The 17210-nt window shown below is 53.8% G+C and carries 14 protein-coding genes; 8 read left to right on the forward strand and 6 right to left on the reverse strand.

What is annotated here, in order from left to right:
* Positions 1 to 53 precede the first annotated feature (53 nt).
* From EBB79_RS03135 to EBB79_RS03150, 4 genes are all read right to left on the reverse strand, one after another.
* Positions 54 to 935 (reverse strand): carbohydrate ABC transporter permease, encoded by an 882-nt coding sequence (locus tag EBB79_RS03135; RefSeq protein WP_127747538.1) that lies wholly within the window; start codon positions 933 to 935, stop codon positions 54 to 56.
* Positions 936 to 945: 10 nt separating this feature from the next.
* Positions 946 to 1977: a carbohydrate ABC transporter permease gene (locus EBB79_RS03140; RefSeq protein ID WP_127747539.1), complete on the reverse strand. Its 1032-nt coding sequence runs from the start codon at positions 1975 to 1977 to the stop codon at positions 946 to 948.
* A gap of 74 nt (positions 1978 to 2051) precedes the next feature.
* Entirely contained in the window at positions 2052 to 3296 is a 1245-nt protein-coding gene (locus tag EBB79_RS03145) for an ABC transporter substrate-binding protein (protein ID WP_127747540.1), read from the reverse strand.
* An 89-nt stretch (positions 3297 to 3385) separates the two neighbouring features.
* Positions 3386 to 4438 (reverse strand): ABC transporter ATP-binding protein, encoded by a 1053-nt coding sequence (locus EBB79_RS03150; RefSeq protein WP_127747541.1) that lies wholly within the window; start codon positions 4436 to 4438, stop codon positions 3386 to 3388.
* A 160-nt stretch (positions 4439 to 4598) separates the two neighbouring features.
* Between EBB79_RS03150 and EBB79_RS03155 the strand changes: the two genes are divergently transcribed.
* On the forward strand, positions 4599 to 5603 hold the full coding sequence (locus tag EBB79_RS03155; RefSeq protein WP_127747542.1) for a nuclear transport factor 2 family protein: 1005 nt from the start codon (positions 4599 to 4601) through the stop codon (positions 5601 to 5603).
* Between the two features lie 55 nt (positions 5604 to 5658).
* On the opposite strand, the gene EBB79_RS03160 is transcribed toward EBB79_RS03155, so the two are convergent.
* Positions 5659 to 6648 (reverse strand): NADPH:quinone reductase, encoded by a 990-nt coding sequence (locus EBB79_RS03160; RefSeq protein ID WP_127747543.1) that lies wholly within the window; start codon positions 6646 to 6648, stop codon positions 5659 to 5661.
* 312 nt (positions 6649 to 6960) lie between these two features.
* Here EBB79_RS03160 and EBB79_RS03165 point away from each other — a divergent pair, with 312 nt between their 5' ends.
* The 6 genes from EBB79_RS03165 to EBB79_RS03190 all read left to right on the forward strand — a co-directional run bounded on the left by EBB79_RS03165 (position 6961) and on the right by EBB79_RS03190 (position 13547).
* Positions 6961 to 8517, forward strand: a complete 1557-nt coding sequence (locus EBB79_RS03165) for an ABC transporter substrate-binding protein (RefSeq protein WP_127747544.1) — start codon at positions 6961 to 6963, stop codon at positions 8515 to 8517.
* Positions 8518 to 8654: 137 nt separating this feature from the next.
* The gene (locus tag EBB79_RS03170; protein ID WP_127747545.1) at positions 8655 to 9635 is read left to right on the forward strand and encodes an ABC transporter permease; all 981 of its coding nucleotides are present in this window, start codon (positions 8655 to 8657) and stop codon (positions 9633 to 9635) included.
* The gene (locus EBB79_RS03175; RefSeq protein WP_127747546.1) at positions 9632 to 10576 is read left to right on the forward strand and encodes an ABC transporter permease; all 945 of its coding nucleotides are present in this window, start codon (positions 9632 to 9634) and stop codon (positions 10574 to 10576) included. Before EBB79_RS03170 ends, EBB79_RS03175 begins: the two co-directional genes overlap by 4 nt.
* Positions 10577 to 10581: 5 nt before the next feature.
* Positions 10582 to 11574: an ABC transporter ATP-binding protein gene (locus tag EBB79_RS03180; protein ID WP_127747547.1), complete on the forward strand. Its 993-nt coding sequence runs from the start codon at positions 10582 to 10584 to the stop codon at positions 11572 to 11574.
* Positions 11571 to 12593, forward strand: coding sequence for an ABC transporter ATP-binding protein (locus EBB79_RS03185; RefSeq protein ID WP_127747548.1), 1023 nt, complete (start codon positions 11571 to 11573; stop codon positions 12591 to 12593). Before EBB79_RS03180 ends, EBB79_RS03185 begins: the two co-directional genes overlap by 4 nt.
* A 30-nt stretch (positions 12594 to 12623) precedes the next feature.
* Positions 12624 to 13547: a LysR family transcriptional regulator gene (locus tag EBB79_RS03190; RefSeq protein ID WP_127747549.1), complete on the forward strand. Its 924-nt coding sequence runs from the start codon at positions 12624 to 12626 to the stop codon at positions 13545 to 13547.
* A 38-nt stretch (positions 13548 to 13585) separates the two neighbouring features.
* Here EBB79_RS03190 and EBB79_RS03195 read toward each other — a convergent pair whose 3' ends face one another.
* Positions 13586 to 14875: an RtcB family protein gene (locus EBB79_RS03195; RefSeq protein WP_238704984.1), complete on the reverse strand. Its 1290-nt coding sequence runs from the start codon at positions 14873 to 14875 to the stop codon at positions 13586 to 13588.
* A gap of 413 nt (positions 14876 to 15288) precedes the next feature.
* Here EBB79_RS03195 and rtcR point away from each other — a divergent pair, with 413 nt between their 5' ends.
* Positions 15289 to 16851, forward strand: coding sequence for an RNA repair transcriptional activator RtcR (gene rtcR, locus EBB79_RS03200; protein WP_127747551.1), 1563 nt, complete (start codon positions 15289 to 15291; stop codon positions 16849 to 16851).
* The last annotated feature ends 359 nt before the right edge of the window (positions 16852 to 17210 follow it).

Here is a 17210-nt window from a genome sequence, read left to right on the forward strand (position 1 = left end):
CCTGTTCAGCGCCGGGTGGCGCCCAACAGCGTTATGGCGAGCAGATTTGCTCATCAGCCTTTCACCGCGCCGGCTGTCAGGCCGCTGACGATTTGACGCTGGAAGAACAGGATCAATATGAAGAGGGGTGCGGTTGCTGAAACCACCGCGGCGACGGCAAACATTACATTGCCCTGGACTTGTGTAGTGCCCAGGAAGCTGGCGATGGCCGGAACCATTGTCTCGTTCTCAGCGCTGAGCAGCATCGAAGTGACCGCAAAGTCGTTATAGGCCAGCAGGAAGGAGAACAGGCCGGTGGTGACAACGCCAGGCCACATAACCGGAATGATCACATGGCGGAAGGCTTGAAATCGGGTGCAGCCGTCGACCATGGCACTTTCGTCCATATCTTTGGGAATGTTTAGGAAAAACGAGTGCAACATCCACAGGGTGAACGGCTGATTGATCGCTACCAGAACGATAATAGTGGTGGGCAACAGGCCCCAGATGTTCCACTCGAAAAAGGGCAGCATATAGCCTGAAACCAGGGTGATATGCGGCATCGCGCGAAACACCAGTGCCGCCATCAGGATCCAGAAGGCATAGCGGAAACCCGAGCGTGCTAATGCGTAGCCACCCAGCGTGCCGAAGGTGAGCGAGATCACCACGGTGAAGAAGACCACGATGCCAGTGTTGAGCACGTTGCGCCAGAATTCCTCTTGAACCCATGCGCCATGGTACCCTGCACCTGTGAAGGCGCTGCCGGTTTCTTTGATTGTATTGATGCCATAGAAGGCGTTGCGCCAGTCCGCCTTAGAGAAGAAGTCGGATTGGACCTTGAACGATCCCCAGAGTGTCCAGAGGAACGGGAAGGCTGCAATAATCAGCCAGATCGCCACCAGCGTAAAGGAGATTATGGTGAGCGGAGTAATGCGGTTTTGTGCTTTGGTCGCCATGATCGCCTCCTCAGTGAGCTTTACGGTTGAAGTCGCGCCAGGTGCGGATCAGCACAGGGGTCAGCAGGATGACAACACCGATAACAGTCAGTATCGAGGTTGCACCGGCGGATCCGTAGAGCGGATTACCACTTTCGCGCAGGTCGTTGAAAATGATCCAGCTGAGCGACGTCGCATGGGCCTCGGCTGAGAAACTTACAATCGGTTCGAAGACGCGGAAATTGTCCATCAGCATCATCAGCGTCACAAAAGACATGAGCGGCGCCAGATGCGGCACGATCACATGGATCAGGCTCTGCCACTTGCTGGCACCATCTATCTGGGCTGCTTCCATTGTGTCCTCGGGGACGGTCTGAAGCCCGGCGTAAAAGGTGATGAAGCTGAACGGCAGCATGTGCCAGACGCCATAGACAATCAGCATGACCCAGGTGAGTGCAGTTGATGCCTTTAGGCTGAGTGAGGGGTCGTCAAAGATATTCTGCAATGTTGCACCGATGACGCCATCTGCATCGACCATCCAGTACAGGATCAGCGAGCCAACCAAAGGCGTCACCAGGAACGGCAGGAGTGATATGAATATCGACGGTCCCTTGAGAAATTTTGGCAGGTTGTTGACGCCGACCGCAATCGCCAGACCAAGCGCAATAACCATGGGCGTAACGACAGCCGTGTAGGTTAATGTAAAGATCAGGGCGCGGTAGAAGGGCAAGTTGAAAACCTGGTCCCAGAACTCACCAAATGTCTGCGTTGTCCGCCAGGCCTCAGCCAGTTCCTGAAAGGCAAGATGTGAGCGGTTTGTATATGTCGACAGCCCATTAAACTTGCCAAGCGGCTGCTCTTCCTGAAGCTTGGCCGTGGCTTCGAGGTCAATCGATGTTGTTGGTGTGCAACCAAATGGTCCGCAGCTTTCCGAGACAACAATGACTTGTTCATGCCCAACATGGAGCGACTGGATAAAGACCGAAACAATGGGCAACGCAATGAACAAGATCATCGCGGAGAGCGTCGGCAGGATGAACCAGAGAAATGTGCGATGCTTCATTGCAGTCGTCCCGGTCAAAAATCGAAAGGAAAGGAAGGGAGAGGGCCTCGAGAGCCCTCTCTTTTCTTGATGGATTACTGGAGGAAACCAGCTTCTTTAGCAGCTGTGACGTAAGCGGCTTCGACATCTGCCAAGGCCTGTTCAGCGCTTTCTGATCCTTTTAGGAAATCGGACAGCTCAGCGCCCAGGGCGCCATGCATGATGCCGATATAGGGGATCATTGGATAAGGCTTGGCACCACCTCGTGCGGTAGCGGCTACGCCTGCCGCTGCCGGACCCGGCTTGAATCCTTCAAGCAGCCAGACTGCGTCGTCATTGTGCGCCGCAACCAATTCCGGTGTCAGCGCACTGGCCAGCGCGGCAAAGGTTGCTTCTGCTTCTTCATCAGAGACGTTTGCCGAGATGGTGATACCATCCCACCACAACGTCGCAGACGGGATCGAACCACCGCCAACGGCTGGTGCGGCAGCTAGAACGGTATTGGAAGTGATCTCTTTGGTCGACCCTTCGTCATCTAGGATTGGGCTACCGCGAGAGCCCCACATGATACCCAAAGCTGCTTCACCTGCTTCCCAGGCCCCCTGTGTTTCGTTTGACGCATAAGTGAGAATGTCGGGATTGGCGTATTCCGTCAGGGCCTTCAGCATGTTCAGCGTGGCAATGCCTTGTGCATTGTTCACATTGGGTTCAGCGGAACCCGGTTTGAACAGGTCGCCACCGTGGCCAAGATAAACCATATTGAACATCTCACCGATGTTCCAACCCATCTTCATGTTCATGGTGACCGGGTAGTCCATGATACCAGCGGCGCGGATTTTTTCGGCAGCTGACAGAACTTCTTCGTAAGTGGCCGGGATTGTCCCGACACCGGCTTCTTCAAGCACGTCCTTACGCGCAAAAAGGTGCTGCGAATTTGCCATGAAGGCAATGGCCATCACTTTTCCATCGATAGTGATCAGCTGGTTCGGTTTGATGTGCTCGCCATATTTCTCAACGAGATCGTTCAGTGGGCGGACCAGACCGTCATTCATCAACTGTGTCAGTGTCGAGTTGGCGACAATTACTGATGTGTATTCTGCCGGGTTCGGAGTGAGCGCTGCATTCATGATCTGACGCGCTTCGGTGGTGTGGTTTGGCTTAAACTCTGCCGCCGCTGCGCCACAGTTGGCTTGAGCGGCACCAACAACAGCGTGAATTGCCGGGAAATCACTGGCGAGGATGCGGATGGATTGCCCTTCGGGACCGCAGCCAGCAGCGTATGCCGCCGAGCCCATCAATCCCATAAAGGCTGTAGTAGCTGCGATTTTTCTAAGAAACATGATTTTCTCCCTGTTTTCCTGAGTTTGGATGCACACTCCCCATGTGCCCCTTGATTGCCTCAAAGGTCTCGTTTGAGGGCTTGATGTGTTCAGGTCTTAATCCGCTCACCCGTTTGACCGTCGAACAAGTGGCAGATTTCAGGCGGCACAGTGATGGACACCATGTCACCGATTTCGGCGCGGAAATTTTTGTCGGCCTTAACCGAGACAAGCGCGCCGCCAACGCGGACCGAAATCATTGTCGCGTCGCCTAACAGCTCCATTGTGTAGATTGGTGCGTTGATCTGTCCGCTGCCGTCTGCCGCAAGGGAGGCATCTTCGGCGCGAAAACCAAGTGTTAGCGAACCATCAGGGATTGCCAGACCAGTGATTTCGACAAGCTCGGTGCGGAAGGTGCCATTCGTGACTTCACCTTCCATAAGGTTCATTGCGGGGCTGCCGATAAAGCTGGCGACAAAGGTATTCGCTGGCGTGTCGTAGATGTCGGTTGGGCTACCGACTTGCTGAACCACGCCCTTTTTCATCACCACAACACGGTCGGCCAAGGTCATGGCTTCGATTTGGTCATGGGTCACATAGATTGTTGTAACGGCCAGTTCATGCGACAGATTTTTGATCTGCGCACGGGTTGATACACGCAGCTTGGCGTCGAGGTTCGACAGCGGTTCGTCCATTAGGAAAACATTTGGTTCCCGTACAATAGCACGCGCCAATGCAACACGCTGGCGCTGACCGCCGGACAGTTCCGCAGGTTTGCGGTGCAGAAAGTCATCCAGTTCCACCATAGCGCTGGCGCGACGTACTTTTTGATCGTGGGTAGAGGCGTCGACACCGCGGACCTTGAGAGGGAAACGGATGTTTTCATAGACGTTCATGTTGGGATAAAGCGCATAGCTCTGGAACACCATTGCGACATCGCGGTCTTTGGGCTCAAGATCGTTGACGGTCTTTCCGTCGATCAGGATTTCCCCCTCCGAGGCGTCCTCGAGCCCGGCGATCATACGCATTGTCGTCGTCTTGCCACATCCTGATGGTCCAAGAAGAACAAGGAACTCTTTGTCGGCAATGGTCAGGTCAAAGTTCTCGACCCCAACAAAAGATCCCCAGCGCTTTCCTACATTACGCAGTTGAATTTCGGCCATTGTTCCCCCCAGTGGAATCAAATTGCATACGCATGCAAAAACGTTAGCCGGCAAAAGATGTATCACGCAAGAGTTTTTTGCATACGTATGCAAAAATGCTGGCAGAAAGGAAAAACACCCTGTATATCTGTCCTCAGACATTGAGTGTATCGGAAAATCCATGGGTAACTTTCAGACAGAAAAACAGTTGGTACGCGATTTTTACGCGGCGCTAGACGGAGCCGATTCGACAGTGTTGCCGGAAACAATGCAGCGGTATTGCTCGGCAGATTTGAAATGGCACGGCTTTCACCCGTTTGATGAAATTCAGGGGCCAGAGGCCGTGGCAGATCAATTCTGGACACCGCTTCGACAAAGTCTGACCCGCCTTCAAAGGCGGATGGATATCTTTATGGCAGGCACCAACATGCTTGGCGCCGACGATGGAGTCTGGGTCAGCTCAACAGGGCACCTGATGGGGCTGTTTGATCAGTCTTGGCTGGGAATACAGCCGACAGGCAAGATGGCGTTCCTGCGCTACAGCGCCTTTCACAAGGTTGAGAATGGCAAGATCACTGAAACAGCAATGTACTTTGATATTCCGCACCTGATGATGCAGGCAGGGCTGCAACCCTTTCCACCACAAACGGCGGCGCATCTGGTGCAACCTGGCCCGGCAACGCACGACGGCTTGTTGTTTGATGCGCAGCCCGCCGGAGAGGGAGAGAAAACCCTCGCTGCGATCAACGCCATGATCTCGGATCTGGGGCAATGGGACAGTGGCCTGACGCTCGAACAGGAGCTGGCACAGACTTGGTGTGACGATATGATATGGTGGGGGCCAGCCGGTATTGGTGCCACTTATACGATCGAGCGCTATGCAAAGCAGCACTCGGGTCCGTTTCGCGCTTCATTCACCGATAGGTCAAAAACCAAACATATCTGCCGAATGGCCGAGGGCCACTATGGCGGTTTCTTTGGCTGGCCGAATTTCACGGCTGTGCCGTCGGGCGGGTTTATGGGAATGCCAGCAACGCAAAAGGCCGGTGAGTTTCGGGTTATCGATATTTATCGCCGTGCCGGAGACAAACTTGCTGAGAACTGGATTTTTATAGATCTGCTGCATTTCTGGAAGCAGCAGGGTGTTGATATACTTGCCCGGATGGCGGAAGTTCCAAGGACTTGAAATCTTGATCAGCAAAGAACGCTGATAGGGTAGGGGGATCTCCCATGGCTGTCCTTTACATAGTCAAAATGATCGACCCGGCGCGGGCTCCGGTAGCGATAATGTCATGGGCCTGCGCGCAGTCTTCTAGAGGTAAAGTCTGCGAAATACGTAAATCCAGCGCATTCTGGTCCAACATGGCAGTTAAATGTTCTATGGCCGTAGCCCGTTCTTGTGCCGTGAGCAGGTAGACCAGCACCAAATCGATCGAGACTGCTTTGAACAGTAGCGGGTAATAGGGCAGTGTTGGCGCCATCGCCTGCGCGGACCCATAAGTCACAATTCGGCCCCGGCTGGCGATGATCGCGGTATTGGTGTCGATGTTTTTGCCGAACTCGACCTCGACAATGTGATCAATCGGCTGCCCCCCAGTAGCGGCCAGAATAAGGTCTGCCAGATCCCGCGCTGAATAATCAAAGACGTCCGTTGCCCCAGCCCGGCGGGCGGCGTCCAATTGAGCCTCACCCCGAGCGGTGGCAATGACCCGCGCGCCCGCGGCCACTGCGATCTGAACTGCCAGACGGCCCACGGTTCCGGCACCGCCACTGATTAAGATTGTCTTTCCAGCAACCGGACCATAGCCAAGAACCGCATGTGTCGCGGTCAGCGCGGGAATGCCCAGTACAGCCCCTTGCTCGAATGTAGTGTTATCCGGCAGATGCACCGCCTGATCCTGTGGTAGCGCGATGTATTCCGCCGCTGTGCCATAAGCGCGCTGCCACTGTCCGTTCCAGATCCACACCCGTTCACCGATCCGGTCAGGCGACACACCATCCCCAACGGCCTCGATAATACCGGCCCCGTCGCTGTGCGGGACAATCTGCGCAAACGGCGGCTTGGTTATGCCGGGCCGCCCCCCTGCGCGCGCCCGGACATCAGACGGGTTGACCCCAGTGGCCTTCAAGCGAACCAGAACTTCGCCTTTGGCTGGTTCCGGGGTGGGGAGGTCCTCAAGACTCAGCACATCGGTTGCAGGACCGAATTCGGAATAGACGATGGCGCGCATGGGTGTTCTCCTCGGGTTGGTGAAGACATAGATCAGTCATGCAAATTTGAAAAATGATTTGATTGCATTTCGTGCATTCAATTATCAAATCCATAAATTGCTCAGTTTCGTAACCGTCGCCGATGCCTTGATCGTGGTGCGGGGGGGTGCGGAATTTAGCTCAATCCCGGTTACGGGGATCCGGACACCCTCACTGTATACTTGTTTTGCATAGGCAATTTGAAATTGGCATTGGCCCGCGACTGGCTTGATGCCTTAGACAGCTGGCACAGATTATGGAAGCCAACATGGGCATCCGAAATGGAGGGAACAATGAACAAATTTATCCGCATTGCTGCGGCAGGTATGATGTCACTCACATTTGGTGCAGTGGCTCAGGCCGATGTCACAGTCAAAGTCGCATACGACGCAGATCCCGTTTCGCTGGACCCGCACGAACAATTGTCTGGCGGCACGCTCCAGTTTTCGCATATGTCATTCGACCCGCTTGTGCGCTGGACCCAGGACCTTCAGTTCGAACCTCGTTTGGCAGAGAGCTGGGAGCAGATCGACGCCACCACCACACGCTTTCACCTGCGGAGTGGTGTTAAATTCCATTCTGGCAACGTGATGACTGCGGCTGATGTCGATTGGACCTTTGATCGCCTGAAAGAAAGCCCTGACTTTAAGGGTATTTTCAGCCTGTTCACCGATGTGAACGTGATCGACGATCATACCTTCGACCTGATCACATCCGAGCCTTATCCGCTGGTATTACACACGGTAACGTACATCTTCCCGATGGACAGCAAATTCTATTCCGGCACCACCGACGACGGCAAGGACCGCTCCGAGCTGGTTAAGCATGGTGATAGTTTTGCGTCGCGCAATGTTTCGGGTACTGGTCCGTTCGTCGTCAGCGAGCGTGAGCAGGGTGTTAAGATGGTGTTTGACCGTTTTGACGGTTACTGGGACACTGAAACCGCTGGTAACGTCGACCAGATTATCCTGACCCCGATCAAGGAAAGCCCCACCCGTGTGGCTGCCCTGTTGTCTGGTGATGTTGACTTCATCGCACCGGTTCCGCCAACCGATCTGGCGCGGGTTGATGAAAACGCAAGCACTGACTTGATCACAATGCCCGGAACCCGGATCATCACCTTCCAGATGAACCAGGACCGTGTCGAAGCGCTTAAAGATGCCCGTGTGCGTCAGGCCATTGATTATGCTGTGAACAATGCAGGTATCGTTGACCGCATCATGCGCGGATTTGGTACTGTCGGCGCCCAAGCAAGCCCAGCTGGTTACCTTGGTCACAATCCTGACTTGGCCCCACGTTTCGACGTTGAAAAAGCCAAGGCTCTGATGGCCGAAGCTGGCTATGCGGATGGGTTCGAACTCACCATGATGGCGCCAAACAACCGCTATGTGAACGATGACAAAATCGCTCAGGCTGTTGCGTCAATGCTGGCAAAAATCAATATCAAGGTTGATCTGCAAACAATGCCCAAGGCCCAGTACTGGCCTGCATTTGATGAGCGCGCAGCAGACATGATGATGATCGGCTGGCATTCGGACACCGAAGATTCGGCTAACTTCCACCAGTTCCTGAGCCATTGCGTCGACGCAGAAACCGGCAATGGTCAGTACAACTCTGGTAACTTCTGTAACGCCGAGGCGGACATGCTGATGGCTAAGGCCAACGCTGAAACAGATTCCGGTAAGCGCGCCGAATTGCTGCAGCAGATGGAAACTATCCTTTACAATGAGGCCGCTTTCATTCCGCTGCATTGGCAGAACCTCGCTTGGGGTGCCCGCAAAGGCGTTCACGCCGACAAGATCGTGAACGCACTCAACTTCCCTTACTTCGGTGACCTTGTCGTCGACTAAGGATCTCTTTAACCGGGGCGGGTTTGTTTGACCTGCTCCGGTTTTTTTCTACAAGACATCTTAATGGCTATGCTTCCTGCTCGCTGGGGAGGAAGGCATGATGCCCAATAACAATACCCCCGGAAAGGTATGAAAGCATGTTCGCTTACCTTGTGAAACGCGTGTTTCAGGCCATCGCGGTGATGTTCGTCATCTCGTTGATCGGCTTTGCAATTCAGGACAATCTCGGCGACCCGCTGCGTGAGCTTGTCGGGCAATCCGTAAGCGAAGAGGTTCGCCAAGAGCTACGCGACGAACTGGGACTGAATGACAGTTTCCTGACACAGTATCTGCGATTTGCGGGCAACGCATTGCAGGGTGACCTGGGGACCAGCTATTTTTTTAAAGAGCCAGCGCTTGATGTGATCCTCAAAAAGCTCCCGGCTACGATGGAGCTGGTTCTGGGGGCAACAATCATTATTATCGGCCTGTCGATTCCAGTTGGTGTTTATACTGCCATCTACCCTAACACGATCCTCAGTCGGCTTATCATGGGCGTGTCGATCATTGGCATTTCAATTCCAGTGTTTCTGACTGCGATCTTGATGATTTACGTCTTTTCCGTAGAGTATGGCTGGTTTCCTTCCTATGGGCGTGGCGAAATTGTACATGTCTTTGGGCCATGGGAAACAAACTTTGCCACTGTGGATGGCTGGATGCATATTCTGCTGCCCTCCGTAGCACTTGCCTCGATCATGTTGCCGCTGTTCGTGCGTTTGATCCGGGCTGAAATGATGGAAGTGCTGCAAAGCGAATACGTTAAATATGCCAAGGCTAAGGGCATCAGACCTTGGCGTATCTACTTTGTTCATGCGCTCAAAAATACCTTACTGCCGGTGATTACCGTCGGTGGTGTGCAGATCGGAACGATGGTGGCTTATACTATCCTGACCGAAACCGTGTTTCAGTGGCCCGGCATGGGCTTCATGTTCCTGGAAGCCGTGAACCGCGTCGATACGCCCCTCATTGTGGCCTACCTGATTGTCGTCGGGTTCATTTTTGTCATCACCAATACAGTCGTTGACCTGATCTATGGGCTGGTCAATCCCACTGTCAATCTTGCGAGGATGGGCGCATGAGCAGCCTGAGCACCCCAACGGAACCGTCGCGCTGGTCGCGGGTCTGGAATTCGAACATTGGCTACAGCTTCCGGCGCAACCCGGTCGCGATTGTGTCGCTGATGATCTTTCTGTTGATCGCGATCATGTCCATTTTCGCCCCGCTGATTGCACCATTCGATCCCTATGACCTCGGGCAGATCGACATTATGAATAGTGAATACCCTCCTCTCTGGGTGGATGGGGCCGATGCGCAGTTTATCTTTGGCACCGATGATCAGGGACGTGATCTGTGGTCAACGATCCTCTACGGGACACGGCTTTCGTTGTTGATCGGTATTTGCGCCGTCGCATTGCAAGCATTTCTGGGTATTTCGATTGGTCTGATTGCCGGCTATGTCGGTGGACGGACTGACAGCCTTCTGATGCGACTGGCTGATATTCAACTTTCGTTTTCGACGCTGATGGTGGCGATTATCTTCCTTGCCGTCACGCAGGCCATGTTTGGTTCTGAGACTTTCAACCAATATGCGATCTACTTCTTGATCGCAGTCATTGGCGTTGCCGAGTGGCCGCAGTATGCGCGTACTGTGCGCGCCACGGTGCTGGCTGAGAAAAAGAAAGAGTATGTCGACAGCGCCCGGGTGCTGGGGTTTGGCCCCGGCCGTATCATGGTTCGCCATATCCTTCCCAATTCGCTGTCACCAATCTTTGTGATTTCCACCGTTCAAGTGGCCAATGCGATCATTTCTGAGGCTTCGCTGTCTTTTCTGGGGCTGGGCATGCCGCCGAGCCAACCATCCCTTGGATCGCTGATTTCCTCGGGGTTTGACTACATCTTTTCGGGAAGCTGGTGGATCACTGCCATCCCCGGCATCGTGCTGGTGGTTCTGGTTCTGGTGATCAATCTACTGGGTGACTGGCTGCGTGATGCCTTGAACCCCAAACTGTATAAAGGATAAGCACGATGTCCTTGCTTTCTGTACGCGACCTGAGCGTAAAATTCGCCATGCGCGACAATACTGTGACTGCCCTGAATCAGATCAGTTTTGATCTGGCCAAGGGCGAACGCCTGGGCATTGTCGGAGAATCCGGCGCCGGTAAATCCATCACTGGGTTTGCACTGATGAACCTGCTTAGCCGTCCTGGGTTTATAGATTCAGGCAAGATCACGTTTCTGGGCGAGGACATCGTCCAGATGCCCGAGGCCAAGATGCGCAACATCCGCGGCAACAAGATGGCGATGATTTTTCAGGATCCGATGGTTACTCTGAACCCGGTTTTGACCATCGGTCAGCAGATGGTCGAAACCTTGATGGCTCACCGCAAGTTGAGTAAGGCTGAGGCCAAGCAGATTGCGATTGTTAAGTTGCGCGAAGTCTATATTCCGTCGCCCGAGGATCGTCTCGACCAATACCCGCACGAGTTATCAGGCGGGATGCGGCAACGGATTGTCATTGCCATTGCCCTGTTGCTGGATCCACAATTGATCATCGCGGATGAACCAACCACAGCCTTGGATGTGACCATTCAGGCCGACATCATGGAGCTGTTGTTGGAGTTATGCCAATCCAATAAGGTCGGGTTGATTTTGATCACCCACGACCTGGGCGTTGTCAGTCAGATGACCGAACGCACTCTGGTGATGTATGCGGGCCGAATTATCGAAGCCGGACGCACGCGTGAGATCATTAATGATCCACAGCACCCCTATACTCAGGGGTTGATCAATGCCCTGCCTCAACAGACCAAACCTGGTCAGCGGTTGAAACAGATTCCCGGCAGCATGCCCTCCCTGACAGCCATTCCCAAGGGCTGCCCATTCAGCCCACGTTGTGAATTCGTACAAGACCATTGCCTCATCGACGCACCCGAGACAGTGCAGTATGCCAATGTCGAGGTTGCCTGCCATGAAGTTAACCGGCTGCACAATGACAAAGCCGAGGAGATCAAGGCATGAAGACCCCTCAGCCTTTGTTAGAAATTCGCAACCTTGAAAAACGCTTCGAACTTGACCGCGGATTTCTTGAAACGCTTAAATTCCGTGGCGGCAAGTTCGTGCAGGAAAAGCGCGCGGTTCATGCGGTCAACAATATCTCTCTGCAAGTGGCAGCCGGAGAGGCCCTCTGTGTTGTTGGCGAGAGTGGTTGCGGAAAATCTACGGTTGCGCGGCTGATCGCCGGGTTGTTAAGCCCAAGCGCCGGCGAAATTCATTATGATGGTCAACGTATCGACAACCGATCACGTCGGGCCCTGATGCCGCTGCGCAAAAAGATGCAGATGATTTTTCAGAATCCATATGCATCTTTGAACCCTCGCATGACCATCCAGCAGGCGCTTGAAGAGCCCGTGCGATATCATAATCCGTCCCTGTCACGTGGTGAATTGCGCGATAAAGTTGCCGAGGTTATGCGGGCCGTTGGGGTGGATCCTAGCTGGTCCAGCCGTTACCCGCATGAATTCTCTGGCGGTCAACGACAACGGATTGCAATTGCGCGTGCGCTGACAGTAGATCCTGAATTCATCATTGCGGATGAGCCGATCTCAGCACTGGATGTTTCGATTCAAGCACAGGTTCTGAATCTGATGCTGGAGGCCAAGGATCAGCGCGGCCTTACCTATCTGTTCATCACCCATGACCTGAGTGTTGTGCAGCATTTTGGTACAAAAGTTGCGGTGCTCTATTTGGGGTCGGTTTGCGAGTTGTCCGACACGGCGACGTTGTTTGAAAATCCCAAGCATCCCTATACACGTGCCTTGCTTTCGGCAGTGCCACAGTTGAAAGATGATCACCCAAATCATATAAGATTGCGGGGCGAAATTCCGACACCGATCAACATGCCGAAAGGGTGCCCGTTTGAAAGCCGTTGTGCGCATGCCAATAGCCGTTGCTCGGCCGAGCAGCCACGCCCCCTACAACAGCCTGATGGGGCGCTGGTTGCTTGCCACGCGGTCGAAGAAGGGCGTTTGGACGGGTAATCGCCTGGACATGTGGAACGGAATGACAAATTGGATATAGCCTGGCTTAGAGACTTTGAGGCTTTGGTCGCGCAGAAGAATTTCTCGCGGGCGGCGGAGGAACGCAATGTCAGCCAACCTGCGTTCTCGCGACGTATACGCTCGCTTGAAGAGGAGTTTGGTGTCAAGCTGATCAACCGCCAAACCTTGCCCTTGTCTCTGACACCTGCGGGCGAGGTTTTCCTGGCTCAATCTCGCATCATGTTGCGCACCTACGAAGAAACGCTTGAGCGCTGTCAGATCATTGATGCAGCGGGCGAAAATGTCATTCGGTTTGCGACCTCCCAATCGCTTTATATGACCCATTTCAAAACTCATATCGCCCCGCTGGTGGAAAGAGGTGGCCTTGAGATCGACCTGAACTCTACAGGCTGGGCCGCTGATCAATTCGTTTCCGCATTGCAGCAGCGGTATTGCGATGTGATCTTGACCTATTGGCACCCTTCGATGGATGCGCTCGCCCCATTGGGGCTGGGCAATTGCGACTTCATCACCTTGACCGAAGATTCCTTCTTGCCGGTATCAAAAAATGGGGCAAACGGGCCTCTGCACACACTGAAGAGTGACAATAAAAAACCAATTTCGCTTTTGTCTTACGGCACGGTTTCGGCGCTGCGTTCTGTGGTTGAGTATGCATTGCGGCAGCAAATCGACGGCCCCAAAATGCTGGTGGTAAACCAAAGCGCTCTGGCCATTTCGGTCAAAGCGATGATCATGGAGGGATTTGGTCTGGGCTGGCTGCCGCAAGAATTATGCAAGACTGAGCTGGCGGATGGGCGGATGAAAGTTGTCGGCGGGAAAGAGTATGCCCATCATCTGGAAATCCGTCTGTACCGGGACAAAGAAAACACAAAACCGACCCTGAACAGGCTGTGGCGTGACATGCAGGCCCTGTCACACAAAAGCACAGATTGACCATCAGCCTCGCCCTTACGGGCAAGGCCAGGTCTTTCCTACCGAACACCCCGAGGGCGCCGAATGAAGCGGGGCATTTGACCTGCCATGATGCAACCGTATGGGTCGATCCAGTCCTCAACTTCGGCCAAGCCGTAGCTCTCGATTTGCGCGACCACGGCCTGCGCTGGTTTATAGCTGGACGGCAGCTCTGATGCATCCACCTGGCCGCTGTAAAACCGTACATCAAGCCCCTTTGTTTCTGCGATCAACGCTTCGTCCGCAGTGGTCGTTCCAAGCCTGCGCATATGTTCGGTGCGTGACCAGTTACGCCCTGCACCATGAGGGCTGAATCCCAAGGCATGTGGCGCATCTGTCCCGCGCACAATCAGGATCGGCTCCGCCATGTTAAGCGGGATGATCGTGCGGCCCGCCGCGTCCGCATCTGATGCGAAATCGCTCCAAGCGGGTGTCGCGCCTTTGCCATGCAGATAGGTCTCCCCGCGACGAAACACAAAGTTATGCTCATTCCAGAAGCGCTCACCGGAGCTGGCTCCTGCGGCCTCCATCGTCGCCTGGTGAATGGAATTGTGGTTGGTCTTGGTCCACTTTCGGATCAACTGCAAGGCCTGCCAATAGGCGCGCCCGTCCTCGCTGTCAGCTGGAATCCATGCATTCTGCTTGAGCGTTTTTCGCGAATGAAGTCGACGATATTTTTCGGCAACCTCCATCCCGGCCTTGTAAAGCTTTGCACCTGGGCCACGTGATCCGTGATGCGTGACAAGCATCGTTTTCCCCGTGCGCCGGGATGTGCCCACGAACAGGAAATGGTTTCCGTCGCCCTGCGTGCCCATATGCTCCTGTACTGCGCGGATGGTTTTGGCATTGTTCAAAAACGGGTTGGCACGCATTGCATCAAGCAAGTCCAGTGACACCGTAAAACGTTGGCCTTGTTTACGCCCTCCTGGCCCGAAATGCGTGACCTTTTGGGCCGCATCAAGAATGGTTTTCGGGTCAGTATCGCCAAGATCGGTGAGCATAAGTGAACAACAAATATCCGCCGAATGCATGCCGGGATGAATGGCATTATGCGCAGCGACGACACCGCCGACCGGGATCGTCCCAATGGGCCCTGCCGGGCAGGCATCGGGCATGATGGCACCGCCGATAACAGTGGGCGTACGCATCACAGCGCGCATAGTTTCGCGTACCTTTTCAAGGTTAGCCACTTCGTCGTCATCGGCAGGCGTCAGATTTTCATGGAACCCAATTGCGCCCTCTTCATGCAGTTCAATCTGTGGTGGCCGCACTGGAATTTCGGACGCCAACTCAGCACGGATCGCGCTCATGTCGTGCCCCGCTACGTGCAGCTCGTTTGCGCGGTTCAACAGCGCTGGAAATTGAGCCCCTGGGGTGTGCCCCCACTGTTTCAATTCTCTACCTGTAATCGGTTTGATTGCGAGGTCTTCCATTTAATTTCCTTTGGTCAATAGTCCCACGAAGAGTGACAATATGTGGTGGCGAGACGGCGGAGGTTTGAACACCACATTGCCGTCTCGCCGTTTCTCCGGACGCGTATTCGTCCGTTTCCTTCGCTTTATCAGTGCGATGAGACAGGTTTAGCGAAGGTTTCTCTGCCGCTCAAAATTTTCGAAAAATCCACCAAGTGATTGATAACCAATTACTTATCTGGGCGTTGCATAAAGATTGAAGGTAAAATACGATACAAAAATATCGTAAGTTATTATTATGGATCGCACGGATGAGAAATGTTGTTCTCGGCTTCCTCGGTACCCAGCTCGACAGTGGAAAACGTCGCGGCTGGAAACCCACAGTCAGTCTTTGCCAAGAAGACGGGTTCGAGGTGGATCGATATGAATTGATCTTTGACTCCAAATTTTCGCGCCTCGCCCACAATGTCAAAGCAGATATTGAAGCCGTTTCCCCTGAAACAGAAGTTGTCCTAAACCGAATGGATATGGACGATCCGTGGGATCTTGGTGAAACCTACGCCAAGCTTTTTGACTTTGCCAAAGACTATGGCTTCGATGAAGACCGCGAACGGTATCATATCCACCTCACCACAGGGACGCACATCGGACAAATCTGTTGGTTTCTACTTTCAGAATCGCGTCACATCCCAGCTGCCTTGATCCAGACCGGCCCTCCGCGCGACAAAGGCGGACGTGGCACGTTTGATTTAATTGACTTGGATCTGCGCCAGTTCGACGCCCTGCAGCAGCGGTTTGATCAACAGTCGCGTGAATACGGTGAGATTTTGAAAGGCGGGATCGAAACCAAAAATGAAACCTACAACCAAATTATCGACCAAATCGAACAGGTCTCCAGCGTATCTGATGAACCCATTTTACTTCAGGGGGAAACCGGCACCGGAAAAACCGAGCTCGCGCAGCGGATTTACGAACTGAAGCTCCAGCGCCATCGTATCAAAGGTCGACTTGTTCACGTGAACTGCGCGACGCTTATCGGCGGCACCGCGACGGCAACCCTTTTTGGGCAACGGCGCAGTTTTACGGGTCAGGCAGGAACCGAACGGACGGGCCTTCTACGCGAGGCCGACGGCGGTGTGCTGTTCCTTGATGAAATCGACATGTTGGGCCTAGAAGAACAGGCGTTGCTGCTCCATGCGATAGAAACAGGGCGCTATTATCCGCTTGGATCAGATAGTGAGATTACAAGCCGTTTTCATATCATCGCTGGGGCCTCGAGTAATCTTACCGAGCGTGTGGCGGCGGGTGAATTTCGTTTGGATCTTTTGGTGCGTCTGAATTTCTGGTCTTTTCAGTTGCCTCCACTGCGGGCACGCCGGGAAGACATCCAAGACAACCTACGGTACGAACTACGACGTGCTGAAAAGAGACTTGGCATTCGGGTCGGATTTAATGCCGATGCGGCAGAGGCCTGGTTGCGGTTTGCCCGCGCTCCCAGCACGTTGTGGCCAGGTAATTTTCGCGACTTTGGCGGCGCTGTCCTGCGTTTGTGTACCCTCGCTCCACGAGGGCGTATCACGCGCGCGCAAGTCCAAGAGGAAATAGATCGGCTACTGCACCGCTGGCAATCGTCGAACACGGACCCCAATGCTCAATTGATCGCGCAGTACGTAACCAAGCCTTTGGATTCATTTGATATCCCGCAGCTGGCGCAGGTCATTCGAACATGCAAAACCTCCTCTTCCATAAGTGAGGCCGGAAGGACTTTGTTTGCCGTATCTCGGGAAGAGCGAGCAAGCCGGAATGACGCAGATCGCCTTCGCAAGTATTTGGCGAAGTTCGATTTGAAGTGGACGGATTTTTCCAGTTCCTAAGACAGGGGCTCGATGAAGGACGTTCCGGAAAACACTGGTAACGCCAAAGGCTACGCATGGACTATCAGGCCGCTTTGGCACGACCACTAAACCGTTGTTTTGAACCTGCCCATACTTTGTCTTCACTTGAAAAAGTTGGGGGTGATGGTGGCTTGAACTGCTGCAATTTATGGGTGTTCTCAGATGGCCTTGATCCCAGCGACCCATCTCCCAGCGGCTTCACTCCTTTGGAAACTTGGGGAGAATGAGGGGCAGGGGACTTCAGGGTCGTTAAGGCGGGTCGGTTTCTAAAAGCGCTGATTTATTCTCAGCTTGGCGGATCAGCCCCGCTTTAGTGTTCCGGGCATTGTATCAGAATG

It is taken from the genome of Parasedimentitalea marina (genome assembly GCF_004006175.1).
Taxonomy (GTDB): Bacteria; Pseudomonadota; Alphaproteobacteria; order Rhodobacterales; family Rhodobacteraceae; genus Parasedimentitalea; species Parasedimentitalea marina.

Excerpts from the sequence above, each read along its gene's own strand:
- EBB79_RS03135 (WP_127747538.1), bottom strand. The coding sequence starts at position 935 with ATGGCGACCAAAGCACAAAACCGCATTACTCCGCTCACCATAATCTCC.
- EBB79_RS03140 (WP_127747539.1), bottom strand. The coding sequence starts at position 1,977 with ATGAAGCATCGCACATTTCTCTGGTTCATCCTGCCGACGCTCTCCGCG.
- EBB79_RS03145 (WP_127747540.1), bottom strand. The coding sequence starts at position 3,296 with ATGTTTCTTAGAAAAATCGCAGCTACTACAGCCTTTATGGGATTGATG.
- EBB79_RS03150 (WP_127747541.1), bottom strand. The coding sequence starts at position 4,438 with ATGGCCGAAATTCAACTGCGTAATGTAGGAAAGCGCTGGGGATCTTTT.
- EBB79_RS03155 (WP_127747542.1), top strand. The coding sequence starts at position 4,599 with ATGGGTAACTTTCAGACAGAAAAACAGTTGGTACGCGATTTTTACGCG.
- EBB79_RS03160 (WP_127747543.1), bottom strand. The coding sequence starts at position 6,648 with ATGCGCGCCATCGTCTATTCCGAATTCGGTCCTGCAACCGATGTGCTG.
- EBB79_RS03165 (WP_127747544.1), top strand. The coding sequence starts at position 6,961 with ATGAACAAATTTATCCGCATTGCTGCGGCAGGTATGATGTCACTCACA.
- EBB79_RS03170 (WP_127747545.1), top strand. The coding sequence starts at position 8,655 with ATGTTCGCTTACCTTGTGAAACGCGTGTTTCAGGCCATCGCGGTGATG.
- EBB79_RS03175 (WP_127747546.1), top strand. The coding sequence starts at position 9,632 with ATGAGCAGCCTGAGCACCCCAACGGAACCGTCGCGCTGGTCGCGGGTC.
- EBB79_RS03180 (WP_127747547.1), top strand. The coding sequence starts at position 10,582 with ATGTCCTTGCTTTCTGTACGCGACCTGAGCGTAAAATTCGCCATGCGC.
- EBB79_RS03185 (WP_127747548.1), top strand. The coding sequence starts at position 11,571 with ATGAAGACCCCTCAGCCTTTGTTAGAAATTCGCAACCTTGAAAAACGC.
- EBB79_RS03195 (WP_238704984.1), bottom strand. The coding sequence starts at position 14,875 with ATGAGCGCGATCCGTGCTGAGTTGGCGTCCGAAATTCCAGTGCGGCCA.
- rtcR (WP_127747551.1), top strand. The coding sequence starts at position 15,289 with ATGAGAAATGTTGTTCTCGGCTTCCTCGGTACCCAGCTCGACAGTGGA.